The following is a 26,289-nucleotide window of genomic DNA, read 5'->3' as shown; positions in this document are numbered from 1 at the left end:
CATGGCAGGTGAAATTGCGTTTTAGTTAATTCCGAACTTTCTCTATCATTTCGCCACCTGCGCTTTACCCATTGCCTTTGTACAGAGGATTACGCGTGTGACGGTCAAACGCCCTGTCTCGGCCAGCCTGGCCCGGGCATTTTTTTACATTGTTTTGCTGTCGATACTTTCTACCGGTGTCGCGTTGCTGACGCTTGCCAGCAGTTTGCAGGATGCCGAAGCCATCAATATTTCTGGCTCACTGCGTATGCAAAGCTATCGGCTGGGCTACGACCTGCAAAGCCACAGCCCCCAGTTGAATGCGCACCGCCAGTTGTTCCAGCAGACCCTGAACTCGCCGGTGTTGCAAAACCTGAATACCTGGTACGTTCCGGATGCGGTAAAGAGCGGCTATGCGCGGCTACATGCGAACTGGCTGGAAATGGACGCGCGGCTGGTTGACGGCGACTTGCCCTGGTATCAAAAAAACATCAACGCGTATGTCGATCAGATAGATTTGTATGTGCTGGCGCTCCAGCGCTACGCCGAGCGGAAAATGATGCTGGTCGTCGGCATTTCGCTGGCAGGCGGGATTGGGATTTTTACGCTGGTCTTCTTTACGCTGCGACGGATTCGCCAACAGGTCGTGCGACCGCTCAATCAACTGGTGATGGCGAGCCAGCGTATTGAGCACGGACAGTTTGATACCCCGCCGCTGGACACGGATTTACCCAACGAACTGGGATTGCTCGCAAAAACCTTTAATCAGATGTCGAGCGAACTGTATAAACTTTATCGTTCGCTCGAGGCCTCTGTCGAAGAGAAAACCCACGATCTGCATGAAGCGAACCGCCAGCTTGAGGTGCTCTATCAGTGCTCTCAGGCGCTGAATACCAGTCAGATCGATGTGCACTGTTTCCGCCATATTCTGAAGATCGTGCGGGAAAATGACGCCGCGTATTATCTGGAGTTGACCGTCGGCGACAACTGGCGCATCAGCGAAGGGATGCGAAGCGCCTCTCTCCCGCTGCAAATCCTGCCTGTCACCATGCAGGAGACGGTCTATGGCGAATTACACTGGCAAAGCCCTAACATCAATGCCTCCGCGCCACTGCTGAACAGCGTTTCAAGTATGCTGGGGCGCGGGTTGTACTTTAACCAGGCACAGAAACACTTCCAGCAGTTGCTGTTGATGGAAGAACGCGCGACCATCGCCCGCGAACTGCACGACTCGCTGGCGCAGATGCTTTCCTATTTGCGCATTCAGCTTACCTTGTTAAAACGCTCCGTGGCGCAAGAGAACGAAGTCGCACAATCGATCCTCACCGATTTTTCCGTGGCGTTGAACGATGCCTGGAGCCAATTGCGTGAGCTGCTCACCACCTTCCGTCTGACGTTGCAGCAGGCCGATTTGCCCTCGGCATTGCACGAAATGCTCGATACCCTGCAAAATCAAACCTCCGCTAAACTGTCTCTGGACTGTCGCTTGCCCACGCTGGCGCTGGATGCGCAAATGCAGGTGCATTTGTTGCAGATAATCCGGGAGGCAGTGCTGAATGCCATTAAACATGCCGACGCCACCGAAATTGCCGTCAGTTGCGTCACGGCGCCGGACGGAAATCATACCGTTTACATTCGGGATAATGGCGTGGGGATCGGCGAACCCAACGAACCCCCGGGGCACTATGGCCTGAACATTATGCGTGAGCGTGCTGAAAGACTCAGCGGTACCTTACTTTTTTCACAACCTTCCGGGGGAGGTACGCTGGTGAGCATCAGTTTCCGATCCTCAGAAACACAAGAGAGTCAACTGACGTAAAGAATGGCAAAGCGTCAGAAAACCTGAATACAGGCCAGACGCGACAGGCACAAAACGTACACTGTAAATGGGTATGATAATTTACATTATCTCCTTTTTTTCTCCACGTTTGCCCGACGCCTTGCCGCTACAGTGATGCAAGTCATACCCATAACGATACGTAGAAACACGAGGTCCTCTTTTAATGGCGAATTTTTTCATCGATCGCCCCATTTTTGCCTGGGTGCTGGCAATACTGTTGTGCCTGACAGGAACCCTGGCCATTTTTTCTTTACCCGTTGAACAATACCCCGATTTGGCGCCGCCGAACGTGCGAATCAACGCAAACTATCCGGGCGCTTCTGCACAAACGCTGGAAAATACCGTCACTCAGGTTATCGAACAAAATATGACCGGCCTCGATAATCTGATGTACATGTCATCGCAAAGTAGCGGAACAGGGCAAGCGTCGATCACGCTCAGTTTTATTGCCGGAACCGACCCGGATGAAGCTGTTCAGCAGGTACAAAACCAGTTGCAATCCGCAATGCGCAAGTTGCCGCAGGCGGTACAGGATCAAGGCGTTACCGTGCGAAAAACCGGGGATACCAATATCCTGACTATCGCATTTGTGTCTACTGATGGCTCGATGGATAAGCAGGATATCGCCGACTATGTCGCCAGTAATATTCAGGATCCGCTGAGCCGCGTGAATGGCGTGGGGGACATTGATGCCTACGGTTCACAGTATTCAATGCGAATCTGGCTGGATCCCGCCAAACTGAACAGCGTGCAGATGACCGCCAAAGACGTGACCGACGCCATTGAGTCGCAGAATGCGCAGATCGCCGTCGGGCAACTAGGCGGTACGCCCTCGGTGGACAAACAGGCGCTGAACGCCACCATTAATGCGCAATCGCTGCTGCAAACGCCCGATCAATTCCGCGCCATTACGCTGCGCGTCAATCAGGACGGTTCCGAGGTTAAGCTGGCGGATGTCGCCACCGTTGAAATGGGGGCAGAAAAGTACGATTACATTAGCCGCTTTAACGGCAATCCTGCTTCGGGTCTCGGGGTGAAACTGGCCTCTGGCGCCAATGAAATGGCCACTGCCAGTCAGGTTCTTCACCGTCTGGATGAGCTGGCGCAGTACTTCCCGCATGGGCTGGAATACAAGGTTGCCTATGAAACCACCTCCTTTGTAAAAGCCTCTATTGAAGATGTGGTAAAAACGCTGCTGGAAGCCATCCTGCTGGTGTTCCTCGTCATGTACCTGTTCCTGCAAAACTTCCGTGCGACGCTTATCCCGACCATTGCGGTGCCCGTGGTATTGATGGGTACCTTCTCCGTGCTCTACGCGTTTGGTTACAGCATCAATACGTTAACAATGTTCGCGATGGTGCTGGCAATTGGCCTGTTGGTCGATGACGCCATCGTGGTCGTGGAGAACGTCGAGCGAATAATGAGCGAGGAAGGGCTCTCTCCGCGTGAAGCAACACGCAAATCAATGGGGCAAATTCAGGGGGCACTGGTCGGTATCGCGATGGTGCTTTCTGCGGTATTTGTGCCGATGGCCTTCTTCGGCGGGACAACCGGGGCGATTTATCGACAGTTCTCTATCACCATTGTGGCCGCGATGGTGCTCTCCGTACTGGTGGCAATGATCCTGACCCCTGCCCTGTGCGCCACGTTACTGAAGCCGTTGCATAAAGGCGAACAGCACGGGCAAAAAGGCTTCTTCGGCTGGTTTAACCGCAACTTTAACCGCAGTGCTGAACGTTACGAAAAAGGGGTCGCGAGAATTCTGCATCGCAGCCTGCGCTGGATACTGATCTACGTGCTGCTGCTTGGCGGTATGGTGTTCCTGTTTTTGCGCCTGCCAACTTCCTTTTTACCGCTGGAAGATCGCGGCATGTTCACCACCTCCGTCCAGTTACCCAGCGGTTCAACGCAGCAACAGACACTGAAAGTGGTGGAGGAAGTTGAGAAATATTTCTTTACCCATGAGAAAGACAACATCATGTCCGTCTTCTCAACGGTCGGCTCAGGGCCGGGCGGAAACGGGCAGAACGTGGCGCGAATGTTTGTCCGTTTAAAAGACTGGGACGAGCGAGACACCACAACCGGAACGTCGTTTGCCATTATTGAGCGTTCAACGAAAGCCTTTAGCAAGATTAAAGAAGCCAGGGTGTTCGCCAGCAGTCCTCCCGCGATCAGCGGCCTTGGCAGTTCCGCCGGTTTTGATATGGAGCTTCAGGATCACGCCGGTGCCGGGCATGACGCATTAATGGCTGCCCGCGACCAACTGATTGAGCTCGCCGGGAAAGACAGCCTGTTGACCCGTGTCCGTCACAATGGCCTGGACGACAGCCCACAGTTGCAAATTGAAATTGACCAACGTAAAGCGCAGGCGCTTGGCGTTGCTATCGACGATATCAACGACACGTTGCAAACCGCCTGGGGGTCGAGCTACGTCAACGACTTTATGGACAGAGGTCGTGTGAAGAAAGTGTACGTACAGGCGGCGGCAAAATACCGCATGCTGCCAGGCGATATCAATCTCTGGTACGTGCGCAATAAAGAGGGCGGGATGGTGCCATTCTCCGCTTTTGCAACCTCATACTGGGAAACGGGTTCACCGCGTCTGGAGCGATACAACGGCTACTCTGCGGTAGAAATTGTGGGGGAAGCCGCCCCCGGCGTCAGCACCGGCACCGCGATGGATATTATGGAGTCGCTGGTACGCCAATTGCCGACAGGTTTTGGTCTGGAGTGGACCGCGATGTCATATCAGGAACGCCTCTCTGGCGCACAAGCGCCAGCGCTGTACGCCATCTCGCTACTGGTGGTATTCCTGTGTCTGGCGGCGTTGTATGAAAGCTGGTCAGTGCCGTTCTCGGTGATGCTGGTGGTGCCGCTGGGCGTTATCGGCGCCCTGCTCGCCACGTGGATGCGCGGTCTGGAAAACGACGTCTATTTCCAGGTCGGGTTACTCACGGTCATTGGTCTTTCGGCGAAAAACGCCATTCTGATTGTCGAATTTGCCAACGAGATGAATGAGAAAGGGCACGATCTGCTGGAAGCCACTTTGCACGCCTGTCGTCAGCGCTTGCGACCGATTCTGATGACCTCGCTGGCGTTTATCTTCGGGGTATTGCCGATGGCGATCAGTAATGGTGCAGGTTCCGGTGGTCAGCACGCCGTGGGAACCGGCGTGATGGGCGGAATGATCTCCGCAACGATTCTGGCGATCTACTTCGTACCGTTGTTCTTCGTGCTGGTGCGTCGACGTTTTCCGCTGAAACCGCGACCAGAATAATCGCGCCATAAAAAAGGCGACCTGCCAACGGGTCGCCTTTTCTGTGTGAAACCTTCACACTATGATTATTTCACTGCTTATTTCGTCCTGAAAACTATTTACGAAGCATCACTTCGATAAAGTCTTTCCAGTTCCCCAGTTCACGTTCAATCATAACAACCTCTCTTATTATTATGGGTATTCTACAAAAACATTATCTTCAGGAGAAGACCATTCAGCCGTTTGGTTGGGAATAATATTATCCTGAAAACAAAGTGACATCATCACTATGGTTCTATACCCATAAACTTTATGTGACCAACTGCAATATTTCGCAACAATCATACATCATCTACGACTTTTTCAATTTTGATGTAAAAACAGGCAATTGCAACAGGTGATAATCTGAATTATCACCTCTACGGAATATTCAAGAACATTCATGTATTATTATTCACAACACATTCAACAATGTTATATTTTACGGTCATCATTACCTGAGAAATAACAGCGATGATGACTATTCCGCGTGGTCATGCACTGCGTTAATATTGCTTAACTATTCGAAATTCGCGTAAAAGGATTCAAAAATGGTTACCGTCTTCGGCATCAAAAACTGTGACACCATCAAGAAAGCGCGGCGCTGGCTGGAGGCGAACGGCATTGACTACCGTTTCCACGATTACCGTGCGGACGGATTAGAGAGTGAATTATTGAATACCTTTATTGCTGAGTTAGGTTGGGAAGCGTTACTGAATACGCGCGGCACCACCTGGCGTAAACTTGATGAAGCAACGCGTAACAGCATTACCGATGCGAATGCCGCTGCCGCATTGATGACAGAAACGCCAGCAATAATAAAACGACCATTGCTCTGGACGCCCGGTAAGCCTATGCTGCTTGGCTTTAGCGAATCCAGTTATCAGCAGTTTTTTAATGAGGTGTAGTCTATGTCGTGCCCGGTTATTGAGCTGACACAGCAGCTTATTCGCCGCCCTTCCCTGAGCCCGGATGATGCGGGATGTCAGGCGTTAATGATTGAACGCCTGCGCGCTATCGGTTTTACCGTCGAGCGTATGGATTTTGGTGACACACAGAATTTCTGGGCATGGCGCGGACAAGGTGAAACCCTGGCCTTTGCCGGCCACACCGACGTGGTGCCCGTCGGAGATGTCGATCGGTGGATTAACCCGCCTTTCGAGCCAACGATCCGTGACGGTATGCTGTTCGGGCGCGGCGCGGCAGACATGAAAGGTTCACTGGCGGCGATGGTGGTGGCGGCAGAGCGCTTCGTGGCTCAGCATCCTAATCATCGCGGACGTCTGGCATTTCTGATCACCTCAGATGAAGAAGCCAGCGCGCAAAATGGCACCGTTAAAGTGGTTGAAGCGCTGATGGCGCGCCGTGAAAGGCTCGATTATTGTCTGGTGGGCGAACCGTCCAGCACTGAAATCGTCGGCGACGTGGTGAAGAATGGTCGTCGTGGTTCACTGACCTGTAATCTGACGATTCACGGCGTCCAGGGCCACGTGGCTTACCCGCATCTGGCCGATAACCCCGTTCACCGCGCAGCGCCCATGCTGAACGAACTGGTGGGGATTGAGTGGGATCAGGGCAATGAATTTTTCCCTGCCACCAGCATGCAGATTGCCAACATCCAGGCGGGCACCGGCAGTAATAACGTGATCCCGGGTGAATTGTTTGTCCAGTTCAATTTCCGTTTTAGCACGGAACTGAACGACGAGATGATCAAGTCCCGCGTGCAGGCGCTGCTCGACAAACATCAGTTACGCTACACCGTCGACTGGTGGCTTTCCGGCCAGCCTTTCCTGACGGCACGCGGCAAACTGGTGGATGCGGTGGTGAATGCCATTGAGCACTATAATGAGATCAAACCCCAACTGCTCACGACGGGTGGAACATCCGATGGGCGGTTTATTGCACGTATGGGAGCACAAGTGGTGGAACTTGGGCCGGTCAACGCCACCATTCATAAAATTAATGAATGTGTGAATGCGGCCGATCTGCAACTGCTTGCCCGTATGTATCAACGTATCATGGAGCAACTCGTCGCCTGATGAGTGTTCCCGAAAGAGGAAATAAGCATGGACTGGCTGGCACAATATTGGTGGGTTCTGATACTGGTTTTTCTGGTAGGCGTACTGCTGAACGTGATCAAAGATCTCAAGCGCGTCGACCATAAAAAATTCCTCGCCAATAAGCCGGATCTTCCCCCACATCGTGACTTTAACGACAAGTGGGACGATGACGACGATTGGCCGAAGAAAGATCAACCGAAGAAGTAACCCGTAGGCCGGATAGCACGCGTAGCGTTGCCATCCGGCCTTACCTGTCAGATCATCTCAATGACGTCATCATCATGCGGCGTACCGCCACTCAGCGCTTCATCGAAGTAATGCTTCGGCACGGTAAAGCGCAAATGATCGCGCGCAAACTGCATACTGCGGTCATCAATGGCGTGACCTAAACCTTCCACGATATCCAGTGTGACATCGCCACCCGCCCGTAATAAGGCTTCCTGGGCCGCCACCGCATGCGATAACTCAATCACCCGATCTTCACCGCCGTGAATCAGATGCACGGTGGTCGCGGTTGTCGCGGTTTGTGGCAGGCTGGCGTAGCGACCATTAAACGCAATCACTCTGGAGGCCAGTCCCGAATGCGCTTTCACGCTTTCCAGCGACATAATCGCGCCTTGTGAAAAGCCAATCAGCGCTGTGGCTTTCGCGCCCACCCCGCTTTGCTGTTGCCAGTAGCGGATAGTTTCAACGAAAACCGGCATGATCGCGTCTACCCGCGCCTGACGATTTTCTTCCGTCACGCCCTGCACGGAAAACCACTGGCGTCCCGGTGCCGGGCCACAGGGTTCTGCGCCCCCAATGCTGACGATCAGCGCGTCCGGGAACAGAGGAATAAACCAGCGCCCCAGTTCTCCCATCGCAACCGGGTTGTCACCCACGCCATGAAACAGCAGCAACAACTGTTGCGCGGGTTGGGCAGGACTTTGAACAACAAAATGGTCATGTTTCATGGCAATCTCCTTAACTGATGAGTCGATTCTACGCCGCTTAATCACAATGACCATGCCAGGAAATTGAAGGAGTTAGTGAAAAAATTGCCATTGCAAAATACGATCATGTAACCGCTGCGCGCGTCCGGCATCCAGCGTTGCCAGCGCCTGCGCCACTTCCGTTCTCTGCATGACCAGCAGCGCCTTACGCCCTGACAGCGCCAGTCTCGCACACAATTGCCCTTCACTCTCTTTGTCCTGCAGATGTCCGCGTAACGCAGGAAGCGGGAGAGCGCAGGTCTCCAGCAGACGACTAAGGCTGCCTAACGACGTCAGCAGCGGACGATGGGCAAAAGCAAAACCTGCCAGCGCCAGCCAGTCATCATCATTAAGCGTAGCCTCTTTCAGCGGGATAACCGGAACCGCTTCACCGTTCCAGTGAGACAGTGCAGCCGCATCCCGGCGCAGCCGGTAATGTTCACGCTCTGCCAGTTGTTTCCCCGCCTCGCTGATTGGCAAAATGGCCATTGCCGTAAAACACCCGCTACTCGCTTCCCGATGGTTCCCCATCCGGACCAGGATGAATCCACAGCGTTGCCAGAAGCGCCACAATGTTGCGGTGAAGCCAAAGCTGACGGAGAGATAATCCCGTTGAGACGCGTCGGCACAAGCCTGGGCGATCAACTGTTGACCCAGGCCTTCACGTTGCCGTGTGGGATGTACGGCAATGCGGCTCACGCGTCGCCCGGTCAACGTTGCCGCCAGCGGAGAGCCTCCGTGCGCCGCCAGCGATTGAGCCACCAGATTACCTCGGGGTCGGCGGTAGCCCGCCCAGACCGCCTGACTCAGAGGGGCGGACAATCCGCCTTCATCAACCAGCCAGACGGCCCCAGCCACACGGTCACTCCCCGAGGCCTGAAGAAAATGCTGACCGGGAGCATCCATCATGCGGCGTAAATCCAGCGGCGATGTGCGATAGTGCGCCCCGGAGAGCAGTCGATATACCGCCAGCGGCAGTTCCGGGTTTGTGCGCCAGGCATCCTGTGCAAACGCCGAGATGCGAATATCGCCCTGCGGGGTCAGCGCGAACGTCTCATCATCAAACACCAGGACGTCGCTGACGATTTTTTCCAGCGGGCATCCTTGCGCCCAGCGAATTGGCTGGCGCAGTTCAAAACGCCGAAGATGGGCAAAGTAAGCGCAAAACTTCAGTAAAAAGCCGCGACCAGTGCCTTCGTAACCCTGAACGGTGGTGGTCAACAGCGTGCGCGGAAACCGCGTCACCAGACGATGAAGTAGCGGAGCGGGAAGTGCCGCAGCTTCATCAACAATCAGCCAGTCAGCGGACTCAGCACCCGCCAGCAACGCGTCCGGCGCAATAAAACGAAATTTGTCACCCGCGAACTGCGCCAGCACGTCCGTTGCCGCTTTCGCCGGGGCCGTCACAATTGCCGTGCCGCCGATGCGTCTGATCAACTGCCCTGCCAACGCCGATTTTCCCCGACCACGCGCGGCGGTGACGGTGGCCACGCCGGAAGGCATTTGCAACAACTGCTGCAAAATTTCGGCTTGTTCAGGCTGCGGCTCACCCGATGCGGGCTGCCAGTCATCACGGGCTGGAAAGTGCGGCCACGAGAAAGGTTGATGTTGTCGCCAGTGCAACACCTGCTCATCGCGGGTGATGCATCGCAGAAAATGTTGCACAAAGTGGGGGGTGGGAATCGGTTGTGCGCAGTCGCTCCAGCGTAGCGAATCATCGTCAGGGTGATTTTCCCAGGTCGCATAGGCAGGCGTCAGTAATACCAGCCAGCTTCCCGCCTGAAGCGTACCACTCAACGCGGCAAACGCGGCGGCGTCAAACCCCTGGCGCGCATCAAATACCGCATGACGAAATTCTCGCCCCAGTAATGTTTGCAGCGCCTGCGGCCGACAGTGCGGCTCTACGGGCGCTTCAGACGCCACCCACAGCCAGTCGCCCGCTAACGCGTCGCGCAGCATGAGCGCCTGTTCAGCGCACCAACGTTCATCGCCACTGAGCACCAGCAGACGGCGTATCCCCTGCTGCGTCATTTGCGCAGTTAAGGTACTCAGCACATTGTTTTCCAACATCCCTGCCCCGGTCGTTTAAAAGCCTTTGCCAAAGGTATTACATTGTGCCGGATCGCCGCTATCAAATCCGCGTTTAAACCAGGTATAACGTTGCTCAGAAGTTCCGTGCGTAAAGCTGTCCGGGACAATACGCCCCTGCCCCTGCTGTTGCAGACGATCGTCGCCAATCGCCTGAGCGGCATTCAACGCTTCTTCCAGATCACCCGATTCCAGCACGCCCTGATGTTTCATGCTGTTGCCCCAGACGCCGGCAAAACAATCCGCCTGTAATTCCATACGTACGGAAAGCTGATTGGCTTCTGTCTGCGTTGCGTTCTGCTGCAACTGACGCACTTTTGGCTCAATGCCCAGCAGTTTTTGCACGTGGTGCCCCACTTCGTGGGCAATCACATAGCCCTGAGCAAAATCGCCATCGGCGCCCAGTTTGTTCTTCATGTCATCATAGAACGAGAGATCGATGTAGACGGTACCGTCCGCCGGGCAGTAAAACGGCCCCATCACCGACTGGCCCGCGCCGCACCCGGTACGCGTCGTGCCACGGTACATCACCAGCTTCGGTTGCTGGTAGGTACGCCCCATCTTTTCAAACTGTTGTCCCCAGGTGTCTTCTGTTGTTGCCAGGATCACCGAGGTAAATTTTGCCGCTTCATCATCATTCGGGCTGATGGAACGTGTCGATTGTTGTTGCGAGACCGGCTCTCCGGTCATTAGCCCGGTTAAGTCCACGCCGTAATAACCCGCGACCAGCACCACAATCAGCAGAACGATACCGCCCTTGCCACTCGGCAAACGAAAGCCAGGCCCACCCATGGAGGGGCCACCACCGGTGCTATTACGCCTGTCTTCCACATTGTCACTTTCACGACGCCCTTGCCAGCGCATAGTCATACCTCATCAATATATTCGTTATAGTGATGATCGTAGGCGCTCAGGGAGAGGATTACCATAGGAAACAGCTACCAGAATCGGCTGTTCGGGATGAACCGGAGAGTTTTTAACCCTCCGGTTTACGAGAAGATGTTAGTCTAACTTTACACCCAGGCGGTGTGCGACGGCTTCATAGGCTTCGATCAGGCCGCCAAGACTCTGACGGAAACGGTCTTTGTCCATTTTATCCAGCGTCTCTTTATCCCACAGACGGCTGCCGTCCGGAGAGAACTCATCACCCAGTACCACTTCACCTTTATACAGACCGAATTCCAGTTTGAAGTCGACCAGAATCAGGCCAGCATCATCAAACAGCTTTTTCAGCACATCGTTGGCTTTGTAGGTTAACTCTTTCATCCGTGCCAGATTCTCTTTGCTCACCCAACCAAAGGTTTCGCAGTAGGAATCGTTGACCATCGGGTCATGCATAGCGTCGTTTTTCAGGAACAGATCGAACAACGGCGGGTTCAGTTCAATGCCTTCCTCTACGCCTAAGCGTTTCACCAGAGAGCCTGCCGCGCGGTTACGTACCACGCACTCGACCGGCACCATATCCAGCTTTTTCACCAGACATTCGGTGTCGGAAAGCAGTCGCTCCATCTGGGTCGGGATACCCGCTTCTGCCAGTTTGGTCATAATGAAATGGTTGAATTTGTTGTTCACCATTCCTTTGCGATCAAATTGTTCAATGCGCGCGCCATCCCCTGCTGACGTATCATTGCGGAATTCGAGCACCAACAGGTCCGGGTTTTCCGTGCTGTATACGGTTTTCGCTTTACCACGATACAACTCAGCTTGCTTTTGCATCTTTAACACTCCTGGGTGTGAATTAACGATAAAAATTGCGTTTTTCTGCCGACGCACACGTTTGCGTATCATATCAGAAAAAAGGGCCGGATATCTCCAGCCCTGTTTTATTACTTACTGAATGCAGCCTGGAATACGGCAACCAGGGCATCGTTTTGCGATTGCGTCAGGGTATGCCCCTTCGGATCGATAAACTGCAAGCTGCTACGGTTGTCTAAATCACCGACCTGCAATTTATAATCGCCGGAAACCAGCCCCGGGTCGCTTGCGCCCAGTTCCTGCCAGCCACTGTCAGAAAGCGGTTTATAGGTCACTGCAAGGCTGCCCTGCGAGCGCGTGCTGTCGGTCACTTTCATGCCCACTTTTTCAAGCGCTGCCGGCAGACGCTGCCAGACGACGTTAAACGGACCACGTACGACCAGCATCGGCAGACCGGTGTCGTCGGCCGCGCTCTGTACGTCCATGGTCGCAGCAGAACGATTCTGCGCCGCATTCGCCGCGTCTGTGGCCGTCTTATCGAGACCCGCAGAGATAACGTTCATCATCTCAGCGCTGTAACGCTGCAACGACGCCGCATCGGCAACCGGTTTACCCGCCTGTTCCAGGTTAACCAGTTTCACTGAGACAGCCTGTTGATAACCTTGCGGTTTAACAGAGATTTGATAGCGTCCGCGATACTGCTCGTCTTCATCCAGACGGTTCCAGTCAACCCAACCGGTCGTCAGTGTCTGAGTGGCATCGTCACGTTTGTCTATCGGGTAGTTTTTAGACTGAATCAGACTAACAACCTGTGGCCACAGCGTGTTGCCACGACCATTCTCCACCAGCAGGGTTGCGGTATCGCCAGTAAACTGGGTACGCGCGCCGCTGACCAGCGCTAACGGCTGAGCTGGAGGACGAATGTCCAGTGCTTTACCCACAGCACCGCTGCCGTTGGTCACCGGAACGTTGTAGTCGCCTGTTTGCACCGGCAGAATCATCCCTGCAGGGGCATGAAGTTCAGCAAGCGGTGCGGCATCCAGATAGGATTCATCACCGCTCACCTGGCGCTTGTAGCGCGAGTCAGAACTACAGGCAGCGAGCAGCATAACAAGCGAAACACCCGCAACCTTGGCCAGGCGCGACTTTTGTACTGAGTAAGCCATCAAATCTCCCTAAACTTTACAGCAAACCGGCATGCTTAAGCGCCGCTTTGACAATCTCACGACCATTATCCGTGATCGGCGTCATTGGCAGGCGCAGCGTATCGGTCGCCACAAGACCCAACTCCTTACATGCCCATTTCACCGGGATAGGATTGGGTTCGACAAATAATTTGTTGTGTAACGGCATCAGACGCTGGTTGATCACACGCGCCTCGGCAAAACGCCCTTCTGCCGCCAGTTTGCACATTTCAGCCATTTCGCGCGCTGCAACGTTAGTCGTTACAGAAATCACGCCATGACCACCGAGCTGCATAAAGTCCATCGAGGTCGCATCATCGCCGCTAAGCAGCGCGAACTCGTCTGAAACCAGCTCTTTGATCTGGTGAACGCGACTTAAGTTCCCTGTCGCCTCTTTAATTGCGACAATATTTTTCACCTTCGACAGGCGACCAATGGTTTCCGGCAGCATATCGCAACCAGTACGGGATGGCACATTATACAGAATTTGCGGCAGGTCGGTGTGCTCAGCGATGGCTTTGAAATGCTGGAACAGCCCTTCCTGCGTCGGACGGTTGTAATACGGCGTCACCGTCAGGCAACCGACAATACCGCTGTCGTTGAAACGCTGAGTCAGGCTAATAGCCTCCGCCGTCGCATTGGCGCCCGTTCCGGCAATCACCGGAATACGTCCATCTGCCAGCTCCAGCGTCATCATCACCACATCACCATGCTCATCATGACTTAACGTGGCAGACTCGCCGGTGGTGCCAACAGAAACAATCGCCGAAGTGCCGCTAGCGACATGATAATCAATCAGTTTTTTAAGGCTTGACCGGCAGACATTACCTTTATCATCCATCGGTGTAACAAGCGCGACAATACTTCCCGTGAACATGGGCCATCCCCTGTGCAAATAAGTGTCTCAATGGTACGTTTGGTACGACAATAAAAGCAAGTGACCAGAGCCGTTCTGATTGTTGTATGCAGGTTTTTTTTATGCTTTCCTTATGATTACCTCACCTATGAAAGGAAGAACAGGATTGACATCGTCATCGCAACATTATCTGGTCATCACTGCGCTGGGTGCCGATCGCCCGGGAATTGTGAACACGATCACCCGCCATGTCAGCAGCTGCGGCTGTAATATCGAAGACAGTCGACTGGCGATGCTGGGGGATGAGTTTACGTTTATTATGTTGTTATCGGGTTCCTGGAACGCCATCACCCTGATTGAATCGACCTTGCCGTTGAAAGGCGCAGAGCTGGATTTATTGATTGTGATGAAGCGCACGACCGCCCGTCCTCGCCCGGCAATGCCCGCCACGGTGTGGGTGCAGGTCGACGTGCCAGACTCTCCGCATTTGATTGAGCGTTTTACCGCCCTGTTCGACAACCACCAAATGAACATCGCCGAACTGGTTTCGCGTACTCAACCTGCTGAAAACGAAAAGGCTGCGCAACTTTTTATTCAAATTACCGCGCATAGCCCGGCATCGCAGGTTTCGGTAAATATTGAACACGCGTTTAAATCATTATGTACAGAACTCAATGCGCAAGGCAGTATAAACGTTGTCAATTATTCACATCATGATGAACAGGATGGAGTTAAGTAATGAACCCACTGAAAGCCGGTGATACCGCACCGAAATTTAGCTTGCCGGATCAAGACGGAGAACAAGTAAATTTAACCGACTTCCAGGGACAGCGAGTTTTGGTTTATTTCTACCCTAAAGCCATGACGCCCGGCTGTACCGTTCAAGCCTGTGGCTTACGCGATAACATGGACGAGTTAAAAAAAGCAGGTGTTGAAGTGCTGGGGGTAAGTACCGATAAACCTGAGAAGCTCTCCCGATTTGCTGAGAAAGAAGTCCTTAACTTCACGCTGCTGTCAGATGAAGATCATAAGGTTTGCGAACAATTCGGCATCTGGGGTGAAAAATCCTTTATGGGTAAAACCTACGATGGCATCCATCGCATCAGTTTCCTCGTCGATCCCGACGGGAAAATTGAGCATGTGTTCGATGACTTTAAAACCAGCAATCACCATGATGTGGTGCTGAACTGGTTAAAAGAAAACGCGTAACTCCTCCTCCCGGCGCTGGTGACGCCTTTGTCGCCAGCGCCGTTTTTCTCTGCGTAACATCCCCCAATGTGACTAATATCACAGTGTTATTTTCCCTGCCGACACTAATGCCGACACACGAAATAGCAGACGGTATTGACCATCACTTTTGTTCTGCATTCACAGCAAAATTCATGTAACCAGTTGATTTTAAGATAATTTAAAAACTGGCATCCTTTGTGCATAACAGGCGTAACGTTTTGTTTTGTCTCAAGGAGCCACATGAACCGCTTTGTGATAGCCGATCCTCAGTGGTGTATTGGATGCAATACCTGTCTTGCTGCGTGTTCGGACGTACATAAAAAGCAAGGCTTGCAGCAACATCCACGACTTGCTCTGGTGCGAACCCCCACACAAACTGCGCCTGTGCTTTGTCGTCACTGCGAAGACGCCCCCTGCAAGCAGGTGTGTCCTGTCAATGCGATCACGCGCCATGATGACGCCATTCAGCTCAATGAAAGCCTTTGCATTGGCTGTAAACTTTGCGGCCTTGTCTGCCCGTTTGGCGCCATTGTCCCTTCCGGCAGTCGTCCTGTTGACGTTCCCACGCAGTTTGCTCATCAGGCGGAAGGACAACTCAATGACGTGCCGGAAAGCGCTCCGGCGCTCAGCCCCTTCTTGCGCTGGGATGCGGGGGTACAAGCCATCGCCGTTAAGTGCGACCTCTGCTATTTCCTCCCCGACGGTCCGGCGTGCGTCGCCACCTGCGTGACTCAGGCGTTGCACCTGGTCACCGATGATGTCCTGCGCCAGCAGACCAGACTGAAGCAACAACTGGCTGTCGACGCGATGCCGGATCTCGCGCTGGATCCTCTTTCATTGACTCAGGAGCAACGTTAATGGATGCCCTGCAATTATTGATGTGGTCGCTGGCGCTCTATGTCGTCGGCGGCGTGATGTCATTGTTATTCTCAGGACGCGATCGGGCTGCCATTAATATCGCCGGTTTATCGGGGGTTTTAGGGGGACTTACCGGTATCGGCAGTGCGATAACGCAACTGAAAACCGGCGCGACGCTCACCTGGGCTATTCAGACTCCCTTCTCATTTGCCGCGCTGACGGTTCGAATGGACAGTCTGTCAGCCTTTATGGTGCTGGTGATTTCACTGCTGGTCACCGTCTGTGCGCTCTACTCTTTGGCCTACATGCGCGAATACGTCGGCAAAGGTGCCGCTGCGATGGGGTTCTTTATGAACCTCTTTATCGCGTCGATGGTCGGCTTGCTGGTGATGGACAACGCCTTCTGGTTTATTGTGCTGTTCGAAATCATGTCGCTGGCCTCATGGTTCCTGGTGATTGCCGAACAGGATGACGAATCCGTCAGCGCAGGCATGCTTTACTTCTTCATCGCCCACGCCGGTTCAGTTCTGATAATGATCGCCTTCTTCCTGATGTGGCGACAAAGCGGCAGCCTCGACTTCGCCAGCTTCCGGGAATTGTCACTTTCGCCCGGTCTGGCTTCTGCCGTTTTCCTGCTGGCATTTTTTGGCTTTGGCGCAAAAGCGGGGATGCTACCGCTGCACAGTTGGTTACCCCGCGCTCACCCTGCCGCGCCGTCACATGCTTCCGCGCTGATGTCTGGCGTGATGGTGAAAATCGGCATTTTCGGCATTCTCAAGGTCGGTATCGATCTCCTTGGGCACAGCGGCATTCCACTGTGGTGGGGCATCGTCGTGCTGGCGTTTGGCGCGGTGTCTGCCGTGCTCGGCGTACTGTATGCCCTGGCGGAGCATGACATTAAACGCCTGCTGGCCTGGCACACCGTTGAGAACATCGGCATTATTTTGCTCGGGGTCGGGGTCGGCATGATTGGCCTGTCGATACACCAGCCAGTCCTGGCGGCGGTCGGCCTGCTGGGCGCCCTCTTTCACCTGCTCAATCACGCGTTGTTTAAAGGTCTGCTGTTTCTTGGCGCCGGGGCCATCATCTGGCGTTTACACACCCGCGATATGGAAAAAATGGGCGCGCTGGCGAAACGGATGCCCTGGACCGCGGGCGCGTTTCTGATTGGCTGTCTCGCCATTTCGGCGATGCCGCCGCTGAACGGTTTTATCAGCGAGTGGTACACCTACCAGTCGTTATTCGCCCTGACCCGCTTTGACGATGTGGCATTGCGCCTGGCGGGCCCTATCGCCATTGTGATGCTCGCCATTACGGGTGCGCTGGCCGCCATGTGCTTCGTTAAAGTTTACGGCATCAGCTTCTGCGGTGCGCCGCGCAGCGAAAAAGCGGAGCAGGCACAGGAAGCGCCCTGGCAGATGGTGGTGGCAATGGCCGTGCTCGCCGCGCTGTGCGTCTTTACCGGCATCGGCGCAAGCTGGGTCGCGCCGCAAATCATGCAGATTGTGCTCTCGTTTACGGCGGCCAGTACCGCGCATGTGGCAGAGGGAATTTCGCTGATCCCAGGAGAAATGCATGAAACCCTGATGACCCCGTCAACCGTTTTCCTGCTGCTGCTCGCCCTGCCTCTCCTGCCGGGTATTTACTGGTGGGTCTATCGCTCCAGACGCGGCGCGTTTCGCCGCGCCGGGGATGCCTGGGCCTGCGGCTACGGCTGGGAAAGCGCGATGGCGCCTTCTGCTGGCAGCTTCACTCAGCCGCTGCGGGTGATGTTCTCCACGCTTTATCGGTTACGCAAACAGCTCGATCCGTCACCGCCGCTCGCCAGTGGCTTACGCCACGCCACGACCGCTGCGCGGAACACGGAACCGTTCTGGGATGAGTACATCATCGCCCCCATCGTTCGTATGACACAGCGCCTGGCGCACAAAATACAGTATCTGCAAAGCGGCGACTTCCGCCTGTATTGCCTGTATGTCGTGGCTGCGCTGGTCATTCTGTTACTGATTATCGCCGTCTGAGGAAACGACCATGACACCCACACTCTTCGACGGATATCTGGCAGGTTTTGCGTTGTTGCAGGCCGTCATTTTATTGGCACTGACGCCGTTGTTCACCGGGATTTCCCGGCAGATCCGCGCCCGGATGCACTCACGCACGGGGCCGGGGATTTGGCAGGATTACCGCGACATCAACAAACTGTTAAAGCGTCAGGAAGTCGCGCCCTCTTCATCGGGTCTGATGTTTCGCGTCATGCCATGGGTATTGCTCAGCAGCATGTTGGTGGTGGCAATGGCGCTGCCACTCTTCATTCGTACGTCGCCCCTCGCGGGCGGCGGCGATTTGATAACCCTTATCTATCTCTTTGCCTTATTCCGCTTCTTTTTTGCCCTTTCCGGGCTGGATACCGGAAGTCCGTTTTCAGGTGTCGGGGCCAGCCGCGAAATGACGATGGGGATTCTGGTGGAACCCATTCTGATCCTCTCTCTGCTCGTTATCGCGTTAATGGCCGGTTCCACGCATATCGCCGTCATTAGCAACGTACTGGCCGCAGGTTGGGCATCGCCGGTCGCCACACTGCTGGCATTACTCGCCTGCGGTTTCGCCTGCTTCATTGAAATGGGAAAAATTCCTTTTGATGTTGCAGAAGCCGAGCAGGAACTTCAGGAAGGGCCGTTAACAGAGTATTCCGGTGCCGGACTGGCGCTGGTGAAGTGGGGACTTGGGCTGAAACAGGTGGTGATGGCCGCATTGTTCATCTCGCTGTTCCTGCCGTTTGGTAACGCAACAACCCTGACCTTCAGCAGCTTACTGATCTCGCTGGTCGTGACGTTGGGCAAAGTTCTGCTGCTCTTCGTGCTGGCCTCTTTCGTCGAAAATACTCTGGCGCGCGGCAGATTCCTGCTGACGCACCACGTTACCTGGCTCGGTTTTAGTCTCGCCGCGCTGTCGTATGTTTTCTGGTTAACCGGTCTGTAAGGAGCATCGACATACCATGGAATCTCTTGCTCTAACGACGCTGCTGCTACCGTTTATCGGCGCGCTGGTCGTTTCGCTTGCCCCACAGCGCCAGGCCGCCACATTGGGGACGCTCTTTGCCGGACTGGCGACGCTCAGTATGCTGGCGCTGGAGGTCATGTTTTACCAGACCGGGAAAGCGACGGTTGTGCTTTCTCTGGCGGGCGTCAATGACGTCGAGCTGTTTGGGCTGGTTATCGATCGCGTCAGTACGTTAATCCTGTTTGTGGTTGTTTTTCTCGGCCTGCTGGTTTCACTTTTTTCCAACGGCTATTTGACCGAAAAAAACCGCGAACACCCGCACAACGGCAGCAACCGCTATTACGCCTTTCTGCTGATTTTTATCGGCGCCATGTCCGGGCTGGTTCTCTCTTCCACTATTCTGGGGCAACTGCTGTTTTTCGAAATCACCGGCGGCTGTTCCTGGGCGCTGATCAGCTACTACCAGACAGCGAAATCGCAGCGTTCTGCATTAAAGGCGCTGTTGATTACTCACATCGCCTCGCTGGGATTGTACCTCGCCGCCGCCACGCTGTTTTTACAGACCGGCACCTTTGCGCTCAGTGCGCTGAGTGAAGTGCAAGGTGACGCCCGCTACCTGGTCTACGGCGGCATTCTGTTCGCCGCATGGGGGAAATCGGCGCAGTTGCCGCTCCAGGCCTGGTTGCCGGATGCGATGGAAGCGCCAACGCCGGTCAGTGCATATTTACATGCGGCCTCGATGGTCAAAGTGGGGGTTTACATTTTTGCCCGCGCAATCCTCGACGGCGGCCAGATCCCACCCGCCATTGGCTGGACAGGCGTGGTGATGGCGCTGGTCACGCTGATTTACGGCTTCATGATGTATCTGCCGCAACACGATATGAAGCGTCTGCTGGCCTGGTCGACCATTACCCAACTGGCCTATATCTTTCTCGCGCTGTCGCTTGCCACCTTCGGTTCTCATCTCGCTTTCGAAGGCGGTATTGCTTACATCGTCAACCATGCGTTTGCCAAAAGCCTGTTCTTCCTGGTCGCGGGTTCGCTGAGCTATAGCTGCGGAACACGTCTGCTGCCGCGCCTGCGCGGCATATTGCGCACGTTGCCGCTGGTGGGAATTGGTTTCTGCGTGGCGGCGCTGGCCATCACCGGCGTCCCGCCATTCAACGGTTTCTTCAGCAAGTACCCGCTTTTCGCCGCCGGTTTCATGCTCTCCAGTCAGTACTGGTTGCTGATACCCGTCATGGTTCTGGTGCTGATTGAATCGGTCGCCAGCTTCGGTTGGTTTATTTATTGGTTTGGTCGCGTCGTGCCGGGCAAACCGAGTGACGACGTTGCGCAGGCAGTGCCGCTGCCGCTCTCAATGCGTCTGGTATTGATGGTACTGATTGTGATGTCGCTTGTGTCCAGCGTCATCGCCGCAACCTGGCTTCAGTAAGGAGGTGAAGGATGACGGGAACAACGCTCGTAAATAATCTGGCGGGACTGATGATGCTGACGTCACTTCTGGTGATCTGCGTCAAAGGCTATCGCCTCTCATGTATTTTTTATGCCGTCCAGTCGCTGGTTCTGGTGTCCATTTTCGTGACGCTCTCGCAAGTGTTTGCGGCAGAGCAATTGATGATGTGGTCGGTCAGCGCTTTCGTCACCAAAGTGGTGATGGTGCCGATGATCATGAGTTTTGCCGTCCGCAAAATCGCCCCGGTCAGCACCGAAAAGAACTTGTTCGGCCCGGCAACCATGGCGTTACTGGCCGCGCTAATTGTGCTGCTCTGCGCTTTCGTCGTACAGCCGGTGAAATTACCGATGGCGGCAGACCTGAAGCCTGCACTGGCGGTTGCGCTGGGGCATTTCCTCCTCGGACTGCTGTGCATTATCAGCCAACGCAATATATTGCGGCAGATTTTCGGCTACTGCCTGATGGAGAACGGCTCCCATCTGGTGCTGGCGCTGATTGCCTGGCGCGCGCCAGAACTGGTCGAAATAGGCATTGCGACCGACGCCATTTTCGCCGTTATCGTGATGGTGCTGCTGGCCAGAAAAATTTGGCGAACCCATGGCACGCTGGACGTGAACAACCTGACTGCGTTGAAGGGATAATGAAATGAGTCATTCTGTCATGTTCACCTTACTGCTGCTGACGCCACTGGTTATCTCATTGCTCTGTTTTGCCTGTCGCATGACGGGCGGGTCAGCACGCAACGCGGTTACCCTGATTCATACCGTGGGGATCGCATTACTGCTGATTCTGACGCTATGGACGGTAAAAGAAGCGCTGAGCGTAGGCGAAATTTTCGCCGGGCATCGCTGGCTGCATATTGATAGCCTGAGCGGTCTGTTTTTAGCCATTCTGGGCATTATTGGTTTTCTCACGGGCCTCTATTCAATCGGTTATATGAATCATGAGGTGAAACACGGAGAAATCACCGAGCTTACGCTTTGTAACTATTACGGTTTCTTCCATTTGTTTTTGTTCACGATGCTGCTGGTGGTGACCAGTAATAACCTGATCGTGATGTGGGCGGCGATTGAAGCCACCACCCTCAGTTCCGCGTTTTTGGTGGGCATTTACGGCCAGCGCTCCTCACTGGAAGCGGCCTGGAAGTACATCATCATCTGTACCGTTGGCGTCGCTTTCGGTCTGTTTGGCACCGTTCTGGTTTACGCCAACGCCGCGAGCATGATGTCCGATCCTAATCTGGCGATTTTCTGGACTGACGTGTTGAAGCAGGCGACGCTGCTTGACCCAACGCTGATGCTGCTGGCGTTTGTGTTTGTCCTGATTGGTTTCGGCACCAAAACGGGTTTGTTCCCGATGCACGCCTGGCTGCCGGATGCGCACAGTGAGGCGCCAAGCCCGGTGAGCGCCCTGCTTTCTGCGGTACTGCTTAACTGCGCGCTGCTGGTGTTGATCCGGTATTACATCATTATCTGCAACGCCATCGGCAGCGATTTCCCCAATATGCTGCTGTTGATTTTCGGTCTGTTGTCCGTCGGGGTTGCCGCCTTCTTTATTCTCGTACAGCAGGACATGAAACGTCTGCTGGCCTATTCCAGCGTGGAAAACATGGGGCTGGTCGCCGTCGCGCTGGGTATCGGCGGGCCGCTGGGGATTCTGGCGGCGTTGCTGCATACCTTAAACCACAGTCTGGCGAAAACCCTGCTGTTCTGCGGTTCCGGCAACGTACTGCTGAAATACGGCACGCGCAATATTGATGTGGTCTGCGGGATGCTAAAAATCATGCCGTTTACCGCCGTCCTGTTTGCGGGCGGTGCGCTCGCGCTCGCGGGCATGCCTCCGTTCAATATCTTCCTCAGTGAATTTATGATCGTGACGGCGGGTCTTGCCCGCGATCATATCGTGATCACCATTGTGCTCTTACTGCTGCTGACGGTGGTGCTGGCGGGTCTGATCCGCATGGTAGCCCGGGTTCTGTTTGCTCGCCCGCCAGAGGCGGTGAGTCGCGGTGAACTGGGTTGGCTGACGACGCTCCCCATGGTGGTTCTGCTGGTCATGATGCTGGTCATGGGTACCCACATACCGCAACCGGTAAGCCGAATTCTGGAAAATGCCTCCGCGATCGTGCTTTCAGGCTCCTCTGAACGCCCTGGTCAGTTAAACGGCTGGCGTGATTTTGTTAACCCCACTACTGCATCGGTACCGGAGAGTAAAAGTGAATTATTCAGACAGCGTTAATAACCAGTCAATCCGCGGCGAAGCCTGTCTGGCCGCAGTAAGAACTCAGTTTCCTGGCGCGGTGCTGGACGAAGAGCGACAAACGCCGACGCAGGTGACGATTACGGTAAAAACGAATCTGCTGCCCGACATCGTCCATTATCTTTACTACCAGCATGAAGGCTGGCTACCGGTGCTGTTTGGTAACGACGAACGCAGCCTGAACGGACACTATGCGGTTTACTATGCGCTCTCGATTGAAGGCGCAGAAAAATGCTGGATTGTGGTGAAAGCGTTGGTCGATGCCAACAGTCGTGAGTTCCCTTCGGTCACGCCACGTGTCCCGGCGGCGGTCTGGGGTGAGCGGGAAATTCGCGATATGTATGGCCTTATTCCGGTCGGTTTGCCCGATCAGCGCCGACTGGTGCTGCCAGACGACTGGCCTGACGATATGCATCCGCTGCGTAAAGATGCCATGGATTATCGCCTGCGCCCAGGGCCGACGACCGATAGCGAAACCTATCCGTTTATTAACGACGGCGGTGATGACGCGCGCGTGATCCCCATCGGCCCGCTGCATATTACCTCCGACGAACCCGGGCATTTTCGCCTTTTTGTCGATGGTGAGCGGATAGTCGACGCCGATTATCGCCTGTTTTACGTGCATCGCGGCATGGAAAAACTGGCGGAAACGCGGATGGGCTACAACGAAGTGACATTTTTGTCGGACAGGGTCTGCGGCATTTGTGGATTTGCCCACAGCGTGGCCTACGCCACGTCCGTCGAAAATGCGCTTGGGATCCACGTCCCGCAGCGTGCGCATACCATCCGTTCGATATTGCTGGAAGTCGAACGCCTGCACAGCCATCTGCTTAATCTGGGTCTTTCCTGCCACTTTGTCGGCTTCGATACCGGCTTTATGCAGTTCTTCCGCGTACGTGAAAAATCGATGACGATGGCGGAACTGCTGACGGGTTCGCGTAAAACCTATGGCCTCAATCTGATTGGCGGCGTTCGCCGCGATATTCTCAAAGAGCAGCGTCTGCAAACGCTGAAGCTGGTTCGGGAAATGCGCGCTGAGGTCTCGGATCTCGTCGAAATGCTGCTCGCAACCCCCAATATGGAACAACGCACCCAGGGCGTCGGTATTCTCGACCGACAAATTGCCCGCGACTTTAGCCCGGTAGGGCCGTTGATTCGCGGCAGCGGTTTTGCCCGCGACCTGCGTTTTGACCATCCGTATTCTGACTACGCCAACATCCCGAAAACGCTGTTTAGCTTCCCTGGTGGCGATGTGTTCTCCCGCGTGATGGTGCGCGTGAAAGAGACTTTCGACTCGCTGGCGATGATCGAATACGCCCTCGACATGATGCCGAATACGCCGCTGCTCACCGAAGGCTTCACCTATCGCCCACACGCTTTTGCCCTCGGCTTTGTAGAAGCGCCACGCGGCGAAGATGTGCACTGGAGCATGCTCGGCGACAACCAGAAGCTGTTCCGCTGGCGCTGCCGTGCCGCGACCTATGCGAACTGGCCCGTTCTGCGCTACATGCTGCGCGGCAACACCATTTCTGATGCGCCGCTGATTATCGGCAGCCTCGATCCTTGCTATTCCTGCACTGACCGCGTGACGCTGATTGATGTGCGTAAGCGCAAGTCGAAAACCGTGCCGTATAAAGAGATCGAGCGCTACAGCATTGACCGTAGTCGTTCGCCGCTGAAGTAAGGACAGAAAAATGCTGAAATTACTCAAAACCATCATGCGGGCTGGAGAGCCCACGGTGAAATACCCTTTTGCGCCGCTGGAGGTCAGCCCCGGCTTTCGCGGTAAGCCGGAACTGGATCCACGTCAGTGCATCGCGTGTGCGGCCTGTACGTCGGCGTGCCCGGCCAACGCACTGACCATGGAAACCTCCGCGCAGGATAACACCCGCACATGGCAGCTCTATTTGGGGCGCTGTATTTATTGCGGTCGTTGCGAAGAGGTGTGCCCAACCCGGGCGATACGGCTGTCTGAAAACTTCGAGCTGGCAGTCACGTGTAAAGCGGATTTGTTCACCCGCGCAACGTTCCGCCTGCAACACTGCACTCAGTGTCAGCGGCCGTTTGCGCCAGAAAAGTCGATTGAGATGGCCGTCGCGTTACTGGTGCAACAGCAAAATGCGCCGCAAAACCTGGAATTGCTGCGTCAGCAGGCAGGCATATGCCCGGAGTGTAAACAACGCGCCGCGCTGTTTCATGGCGGCTGCGAAAATATATCTTTTGCCATTAAGGAGAAGCAATGACTTCGTTAACGGCAACGCATCGCCACCACGTCAGTCAGCCCATTACGCTGGACGACCAGGCACAACAAATGAAGCAGCGCCTCCTGAAGGATATTCGCCGCTCAGCGTATGTTTATCGCGTTGACTGTGGCGGGTGTAATGGCTGCGAAATCGAGATCTTCTCTGCGATCACCCCGGTGTTCGACGCTGAACGATTTGGTATTAAGGTGGTGGCGTCCCCCCGACATGCCGATATTTTGTTATTTACCGGCGCCGTGACCCGTGCAATGCGCATGCCTGCGCTACGCGCGTATCACTCCGCGCCAGACCATAAGATCTGCGTTTCCTATGGCGCCTGCGGCGTCGGTGGCGGGATTTTCCACGATCTGTACTGCGTGTGGGGAGGCAGTGACACGATTGTGCCTATCGACGTGTGGATACCGGGGTGCCCGCCCACGCCAGCCGCGACGATCCACGGTTTTGCCGTGGCACTGGGATTACTGCAGCAGAAAATTCATGGTGTGGATTATGTTGATGCCGCAGCCGAACCGTCTCAACCGCTGTGGCCGCAGATCCCACCCGCCCAGCGTATCGCCATGGAGAGAGAGGCGCGCCGCCTGGCGGGTTATCGCCAGGGACGGGAGATCTGCGACCAGCTCTTACGGGTGCTGACGCAGGATCCTTCCGGTCAACAGGTGGCGAGCTGGTTACAAGAAGCTGACGATCCGCGCCTGACCGACATCGTACACCAGTTATTACTGACTCTCAGGGGGCAACATGGCTAATCAGCGCGGCGAAATCGTCTTCTGGACGCTGCGAAAGAAGTTTCTCGACAGTACGGTCGCCATGCCGGAAAAAAGTCGCCAGGTCATGTACTACTCACTGGCGATAGGCCATCACGTTGGCGTCATCGACTGCCTGAACGTGGCATTAACCTGCCCGCTGGCAGACTACAACCAATGGATAGCGCAAGTAGAAGATGAAGAGGCGCGCCGCAAAATGGCGGGCGTCCTTCGCTTTGACGAAATTGTTATCGATGCCAGCCACGTTAACATGCTCAGCCGCGCCTTTTCCCCCCTCGCCGATGACGCCGCAGAACCGTGGCGTAATCTGAGTATCCAATTGATTCATCTGCTGGATGATATTGTTCGTGAGCCCGCCATTTATCTGATGGCGCGGAAGATCTCGTGAGACGGATAACATTACGAAGTGAAGGGATAAGGTAAAGTGTCGTGTTGCCATGATCGCTACCGAAAACGCAGCCGCTACACAAAATGTCTCTTCAGTAAAAAGGAC

The 26,289-nt window shown here is 54.8% G+C and carries 24 protein-coding genes; 17 read left to right on the top strand and 7 right to left on the bottom strand.

The window, feature by feature from the left end:
* Nucleotides 1-97: 97 nt before the first annotated feature.
* A complete protein-coding gene (gene narQ, locus ACO7SM_RS06085) occupies nt 98-1,798 on the top strand; it encodes a nitrate/nitrite two-component system sensor histidine kinase NarQ (RefSeq protein ID WP_490470098.1) in 1,701 nt (566 codons plus the stop codon).
* 184 nt (nt 1,799-1,982) lie between these two features.
* Entirely contained in the window at nt 1,983-5,096 is a 3,114-nt protein-coding gene (gene acrD, locus ACO7SM_RS06080; RefSeq protein ID WP_490470097.1) for a multidrug efflux RND transporter permease AcrD, read from the top strand.
* A 94-nt stretch (nt 5,097-5,190) separates the two neighbouring features.
* Here the strand turns inward: acrD and ypfM are convergent, their stop codons facing one another.
* Nucleotides 5,191-5,250, bottom strand: a complete 60-nt coding sequence (ypfM, locus tag ACO7SM_RS06075; RefSeq protein WP_001386977.1) for a protein YpfM — start codon at nt 5,248-5,250, stop codon at nt 5,191-5,193.
* Between the two features lie 415 nt (nt 5,251-5,665).
* Here ypfM and ACO7SM_RS06070 point away from each other — a divergent pair, with 415 nt between their 5' ends.
* The 3 genes from ACO7SM_RS06070 to ACO7SM_RS06060 are packed head-to-tail and all read left to right on the top strand — an operon-like array spanning nt 5,666 to nt 7,381.
* The gene (locus ACO7SM_RS06070; RefSeq protein WP_490470096.1) at nt 5,666-6,022 is read left to right on the top strand and encodes an ArsC family reductase; all 357 of its coding nucleotides are present in this window, start codon (nt 5,666-5,668) and stop codon (nt 6,020-6,022) included.
* 3 nt (nt 6,023-6,025) lie between these two features.
* Nucleotides 6,026-7,153, top strand: coding sequence for a succinyl-diaminopimelate desuccinylase (gene dapE / locus ACO7SM_RS06065; RefSeq protein ID WP_203360461.1), 1,128 nt, complete (start codon nt 6,026-6,028; stop codon nt 7,151-7,153).
* Nucleotides 7,154-7,180: 27 nt separating this feature from the next.
* The gene (locus ACO7SM_RS06060) at nt 7,181-7,381 is read left to right on the top strand and encodes a YpfN family protein (protein WP_203360460.1); all 201 of its coding nucleotides are present in this window, start codon (nt 7,181-7,183) and stop codon (nt 7,379-7,381) included.
* A 47-nt stretch (nt 7,382-7,428) separates the two neighbouring features.
* On the opposite strand, the gene ypfH is transcribed toward ACO7SM_RS06060, so the two are convergent.
* The 6 genes from ypfH to dapA form a co-directional block, all read right to left on the bottom strand.
* Nucleotides 7,429-8,127, bottom strand: a complete 699-nt coding sequence (ypfH, locus tag ACO7SM_RS06055; RefSeq protein WP_490470095.1) for an esterase — start codon at nt 8,125-8,127, stop codon at nt 7,429-7,431.
* 72 nt (nt 8,128-8,199) lie between these two features.
* On the bottom strand, nt 8,200-10,215 hold the full coding sequence (locus tag ACO7SM_RS06050) for a tRNA(Met) cytidine acetyltransferase TmcA (protein ID WP_490470094.1): 2,016 nt from the start codon (nt 10,213-10,215) through the stop codon (nt 8,200-8,202).
* 15 nt (nt 10,216-10,230) lie between these two features.
* A complete protein-coding gene (gene ypfJ / locus ACO7SM_RS06045; protein WP_192613026.1) occupies nt 10,231-11,097 on the bottom strand; it encodes a KPN_02809 family neutral zinc metallopeptidase in 867 nt (288 codons plus the stop codon).
* Nucleotides 11,098-11,235: 138 nt separating this feature from the next.
* Nucleotides 11,236-11,949, bottom strand: a complete 714-nt coding sequence (purC, locus tag ACO7SM_RS06040; protein ID WP_203360456.1) for a phosphoribosylaminoimidazolesuccinocarboxamide synthase — start codon at nt 11,947-11,949, stop codon at nt 11,236-11,238.
* A gap of 110 nt (nt 11,950-12,059) precedes the next feature.
* Nucleotides 12,060-13,094, bottom strand: a complete 1,035-nt coding sequence (gene bamC / locus ACO7SM_RS06035) for an outer membrane protein assembly factor BamC (RefSeq protein ID WP_490470093.1) — start codon at nt 13,092-13,094, stop codon at nt 12,060-12,062.
* 16 nt (nt 13,095-13,110) lie between these two features.
* Nucleotides 13,111-13,989 (bottom strand): 4-hydroxy-tetrahydrodipicolinate synthase, encoded by an 879-nt coding sequence (gene dapA / locus ACO7SM_RS06030; RefSeq protein ID WP_490470092.1) that lies wholly within the window; start codon nt 13,987-13,989, stop codon nt 13,111-13,113.
* A 145-nt stretch (nt 13,990-14,134) separates the two neighbouring features.
* Between dapA and ACO7SM_RS06025 the strand changes: the two genes are divergently transcribed.
* From ACO7SM_RS06025 to ACO7SM_RS05970, 12 genes are all read left to right on the top strand, one after another.
* Nucleotides 14,135-14,707 carry a glycine cleavage system transcriptional repressor gene (locus ACO7SM_RS06025; protein WP_276294384.1) on the top strand — a complete coding sequence of 191 codons (573 nt, stop codon included), beginning with the start codon at nt 14,135-14,137 and terminating at the stop codon, nt 14,705-14,707.
* A complete protein-coding gene (gene bcp / locus ACO7SM_RS06020; protein WP_192613031.1) occupies nt 14,707-15,177 on the top strand; it encodes a thioredoxin-dependent thiol peroxidase in 471 nt (156 codons plus the stop codon). The genes ACO7SM_RS06025 and bcp overlap by 1 nt, the downstream gene beginning before the upstream one ends.
* 261 nt (nt 15,178-15,438) lie before the next feature.
* Nucleotides 15,439-16,056, top strand: coding sequence for a 4Fe-4S dicluster domain-containing protein (locus ACO7SM_RS06015; RefSeq protein WP_192613032.1), 618 nt, complete (start codon nt 15,439-15,441; stop codon nt 16,054-16,056).
* The gene (gene hyfB, locus ACO7SM_RS06010; protein ID WP_490470091.1) at nt 16,056-18,077 is read left to right on the top strand and encodes a hydrogenase 4 subunit B; all 2,022 of its coding nucleotides are present in this window, start codon (nt 16,056-16,058) and stop codon (nt 18,075-18,077) included. Before ACO7SM_RS06015 ends, hyfB begins: the two co-directional genes overlap by 1 nt.
* A gap of 10 nt (nt 18,078-18,087) precedes the next feature.
* Nucleotides 18,088-19,035, top strand: coding sequence for a respiratory chain complex I subunit 1 family protein (locus tag ACO7SM_RS06005; protein WP_192613034.1), 948 nt, complete (start codon nt 18,088-18,090; stop codon nt 19,033-19,035).
* 16 nt (nt 19,036-19,051) lie between these two features.
* Nucleotides 19,052-20,491 (top strand): hydrogenase 4 subunit D, encoded by a 1,440-nt coding sequence (locus tag ACO7SM_RS06000; protein WP_490470090.1) that lies wholly within the window; start codon nt 19,052-19,054, stop codon nt 20,489-20,491.
* 11 nt (nt 20,492-20,502) lie between these two features.
* On the top strand, nt 20,503-21,153 hold the full coding sequence (gene hyfE / locus ACO7SM_RS05995) for a hydrogenase 4 membrane subunit (RefSeq protein WP_490470089.1): 651 nt from the start codon (nt 20,503-20,505) through the stop codon (nt 21,151-21,153).
* A gap of 4 nt (nt 21,154-21,157) precedes the next feature.
* Nucleotides 21,158-22,750 carry a hydrogenase 4 subunit F gene (gene hyfF, locus ACO7SM_RS05990; RefSeq protein WP_490470088.1) on the top strand — a complete coding sequence of 531 codons (1,593 nt, stop codon included), beginning with the start codon at nt 21,158-21,160 and terminating at the stop codon, nt 22,748-22,750.
* Nucleotides 22,728-24,455, top strand: coding sequence for a hydrogenase large subunit (locus tag ACO7SM_RS05985; RefSeq protein WP_490470087.1), 1,728 nt, complete (start codon nt 22,728-22,730; stop codon nt 24,453-24,455). Before hyfF ends, ACO7SM_RS05985 begins: the two co-directional genes overlap by 23 nt.
* Before the next feature lie 10 nt (nt 24,456-24,465).
* The gene (gene hyfH, locus ACO7SM_RS05980; RefSeq protein WP_192613039.1) at nt 24,466-25,014 is read left to right on the top strand and encodes a hydrogenase 4 subunit H; all 549 of its coding nucleotides are present in this window, start codon (nt 24,466-24,468) and stop codon (nt 25,012-25,014) included.
* Nucleotides 25,011-25,778 carry an NADH-quinone oxidoreductase subunit B family protein gene (locus ACO7SM_RS05975; RefSeq protein WP_490470086.1) on the top strand — a complete coding sequence of 256 codons (768 nt, stop codon included), beginning with the start codon at nt 25,011-25,013 and terminating at the stop codon, nt 25,776-25,778. The genes hyfH and ACO7SM_RS05975 overlap by 4 nt, the downstream gene beginning before the upstream one ends.
* Entirely contained in the window at nt 25,771-26,184 is a 414-nt protein-coding gene (locus ACO7SM_RS05970; RefSeq protein WP_490470085.1) for a formate hydrogenlyase maturation HycH family protein, read from the top strand. The genes ACO7SM_RS05975 and ACO7SM_RS05970 overlap by 8 nt, the downstream gene beginning before the upstream one ends.
* The last annotated feature ends 105 nt before the right edge of the window (nt 26,185-26,289 follow it).

The sequence above is a fragment of the Citrobacter sp. LJND-P06 genome (assembly GCF_058188415.1).
Note: the sequence above shows the minus strand (reverse complement) of the source record. Positions and strands in the feature narration are given on the sequence as shown.

Excerpts from the sequence above, each read along its gene's own strand:
- acrD (WP_490470097.1), top strand. The coding sequence starts at position 1,983 with ATGGCGAATTTTTTCATCGATCGCCCCATTTTTGCCTGGGTGCTGGCA.
- ACO7SM_RS06070 (WP_490470096.1), top strand. The coding sequence starts at position 5,666 with ATGGTTACCGTCTTCGGCATCAAAAACTGTGACACCATCAAGAAAGCG.
- dapE (WP_203360461.1), top strand. The coding sequence starts at position 6,026 with ATGTCGTGCCCGGTTATTGAGCTGACACAGCAGCTTATTCGCCGCCCT.
- ACO7SM_RS06060 (WP_203360460.1), top strand. The coding sequence starts at position 7,181 with ATGGACTGGCTGGCACAATATTGGTGGGTTCTGATACTGGTTTTTCTG.
- ypfH (WP_490470095.1), bottom strand. The coding sequence starts at position 8,127 with ATGAAACATGACCATTTTGTTGTTCAAAGTCCTGCCCAACCCGCGCAA.
- ACO7SM_RS06050 (WP_490470094.1), bottom strand. The coding sequence starts at position 10,215 with ATGTTGGAAAACAATGTGCTGAGTACCTTAACTGCGCAAATGACGCAG.
- ypfJ (WP_192613026.1), bottom strand. The coding sequence starts at position 11,097 with ATGCGCTGGCAAGGGCGTCGTGAAAGTGACAATGTGGAAGACAGGCGT.
- purC (WP_203360456.1), bottom strand. The coding sequence starts at position 11,949 with ATGCAAAAGCAAGCTGAGTTGTATCGTGGTAAAGCGAAAACCGTATAC.
- bamC (WP_490470093.1), bottom strand. The coding sequence starts at position 13,094 with ATGGCTTACTCAGTACAAAAGTCGCGCCTGGCCAAGGTTGCGGGTGTT.
- dapA (WP_490470092.1), bottom strand. The coding sequence starts at position 13,989 with ATGTTCACGGGAAGTATTGTCGCGCTTGTTACACCGATGGATGATAAA.
- bcp (WP_192613031.1), top strand. The coding sequence starts at position 14,707 with ATGAACCCACTGAAAGCCGGTGATACCGCACCGAAATTTAGCTTGCCG.
- ACO7SM_RS06015 (WP_192613032.1), top strand. The coding sequence starts at position 15,439 with ATGAACCGCTTTGTGATAGCCGATCCTCAGTGGTGTATTGGATGCAAT.
- hyfB (WP_490470091.1), top strand. The coding sequence starts at position 16,056 with ATGGATGCCCTGCAATTATTGATGTGGTCGCTGGCGCTCTATGTCGTC.
- ACO7SM_RS06005 (WP_192613034.1), top strand. The coding sequence starts at position 18,088 with ATGACACCCACACTCTTCGACGGATATCTGGCAGGTTTTGCGTTGTTG.
- ACO7SM_RS06000 (WP_490470090.1), top strand. The coding sequence starts at position 19,052 with ATGGAATCTCTTGCTCTAACGACGCTGCTGCTACCGTTTATCGGCGCG.
- hyfE (WP_490470089.1), top strand. The coding sequence starts at position 20,503 with ATGACGGGAACAACGCTCGTAAATAATCTGGCGGGACTGATGATGCTG.
- hyfF (WP_490470088.1), top strand. The coding sequence starts at position 21,158 with ATGAGTCATTCTGTCATGTTCACCTTACTGCTGCTGACGCCACTGGTT.
- hyfH (WP_192613039.1), top strand. The coding sequence starts at position 24,466 with ATGCTGAAATTACTCAAAACCATCATGCGGGCTGGAGAGCCCACGGTG.
- ACO7SM_RS05975 (WP_490470086.1), top strand. The coding sequence starts at position 25,011 with ATGACTTCGTTAACGGCAACGCATCGCCACCACGTCAGTCAGCCCATT.
- ACO7SM_RS05970 (WP_490470085.1), top strand. The coding sequence starts at position 25,771 with ATGGCTAATCAGCGCGGCGAAATCGTCTTCTGGACGCTGCGAAAGAAG.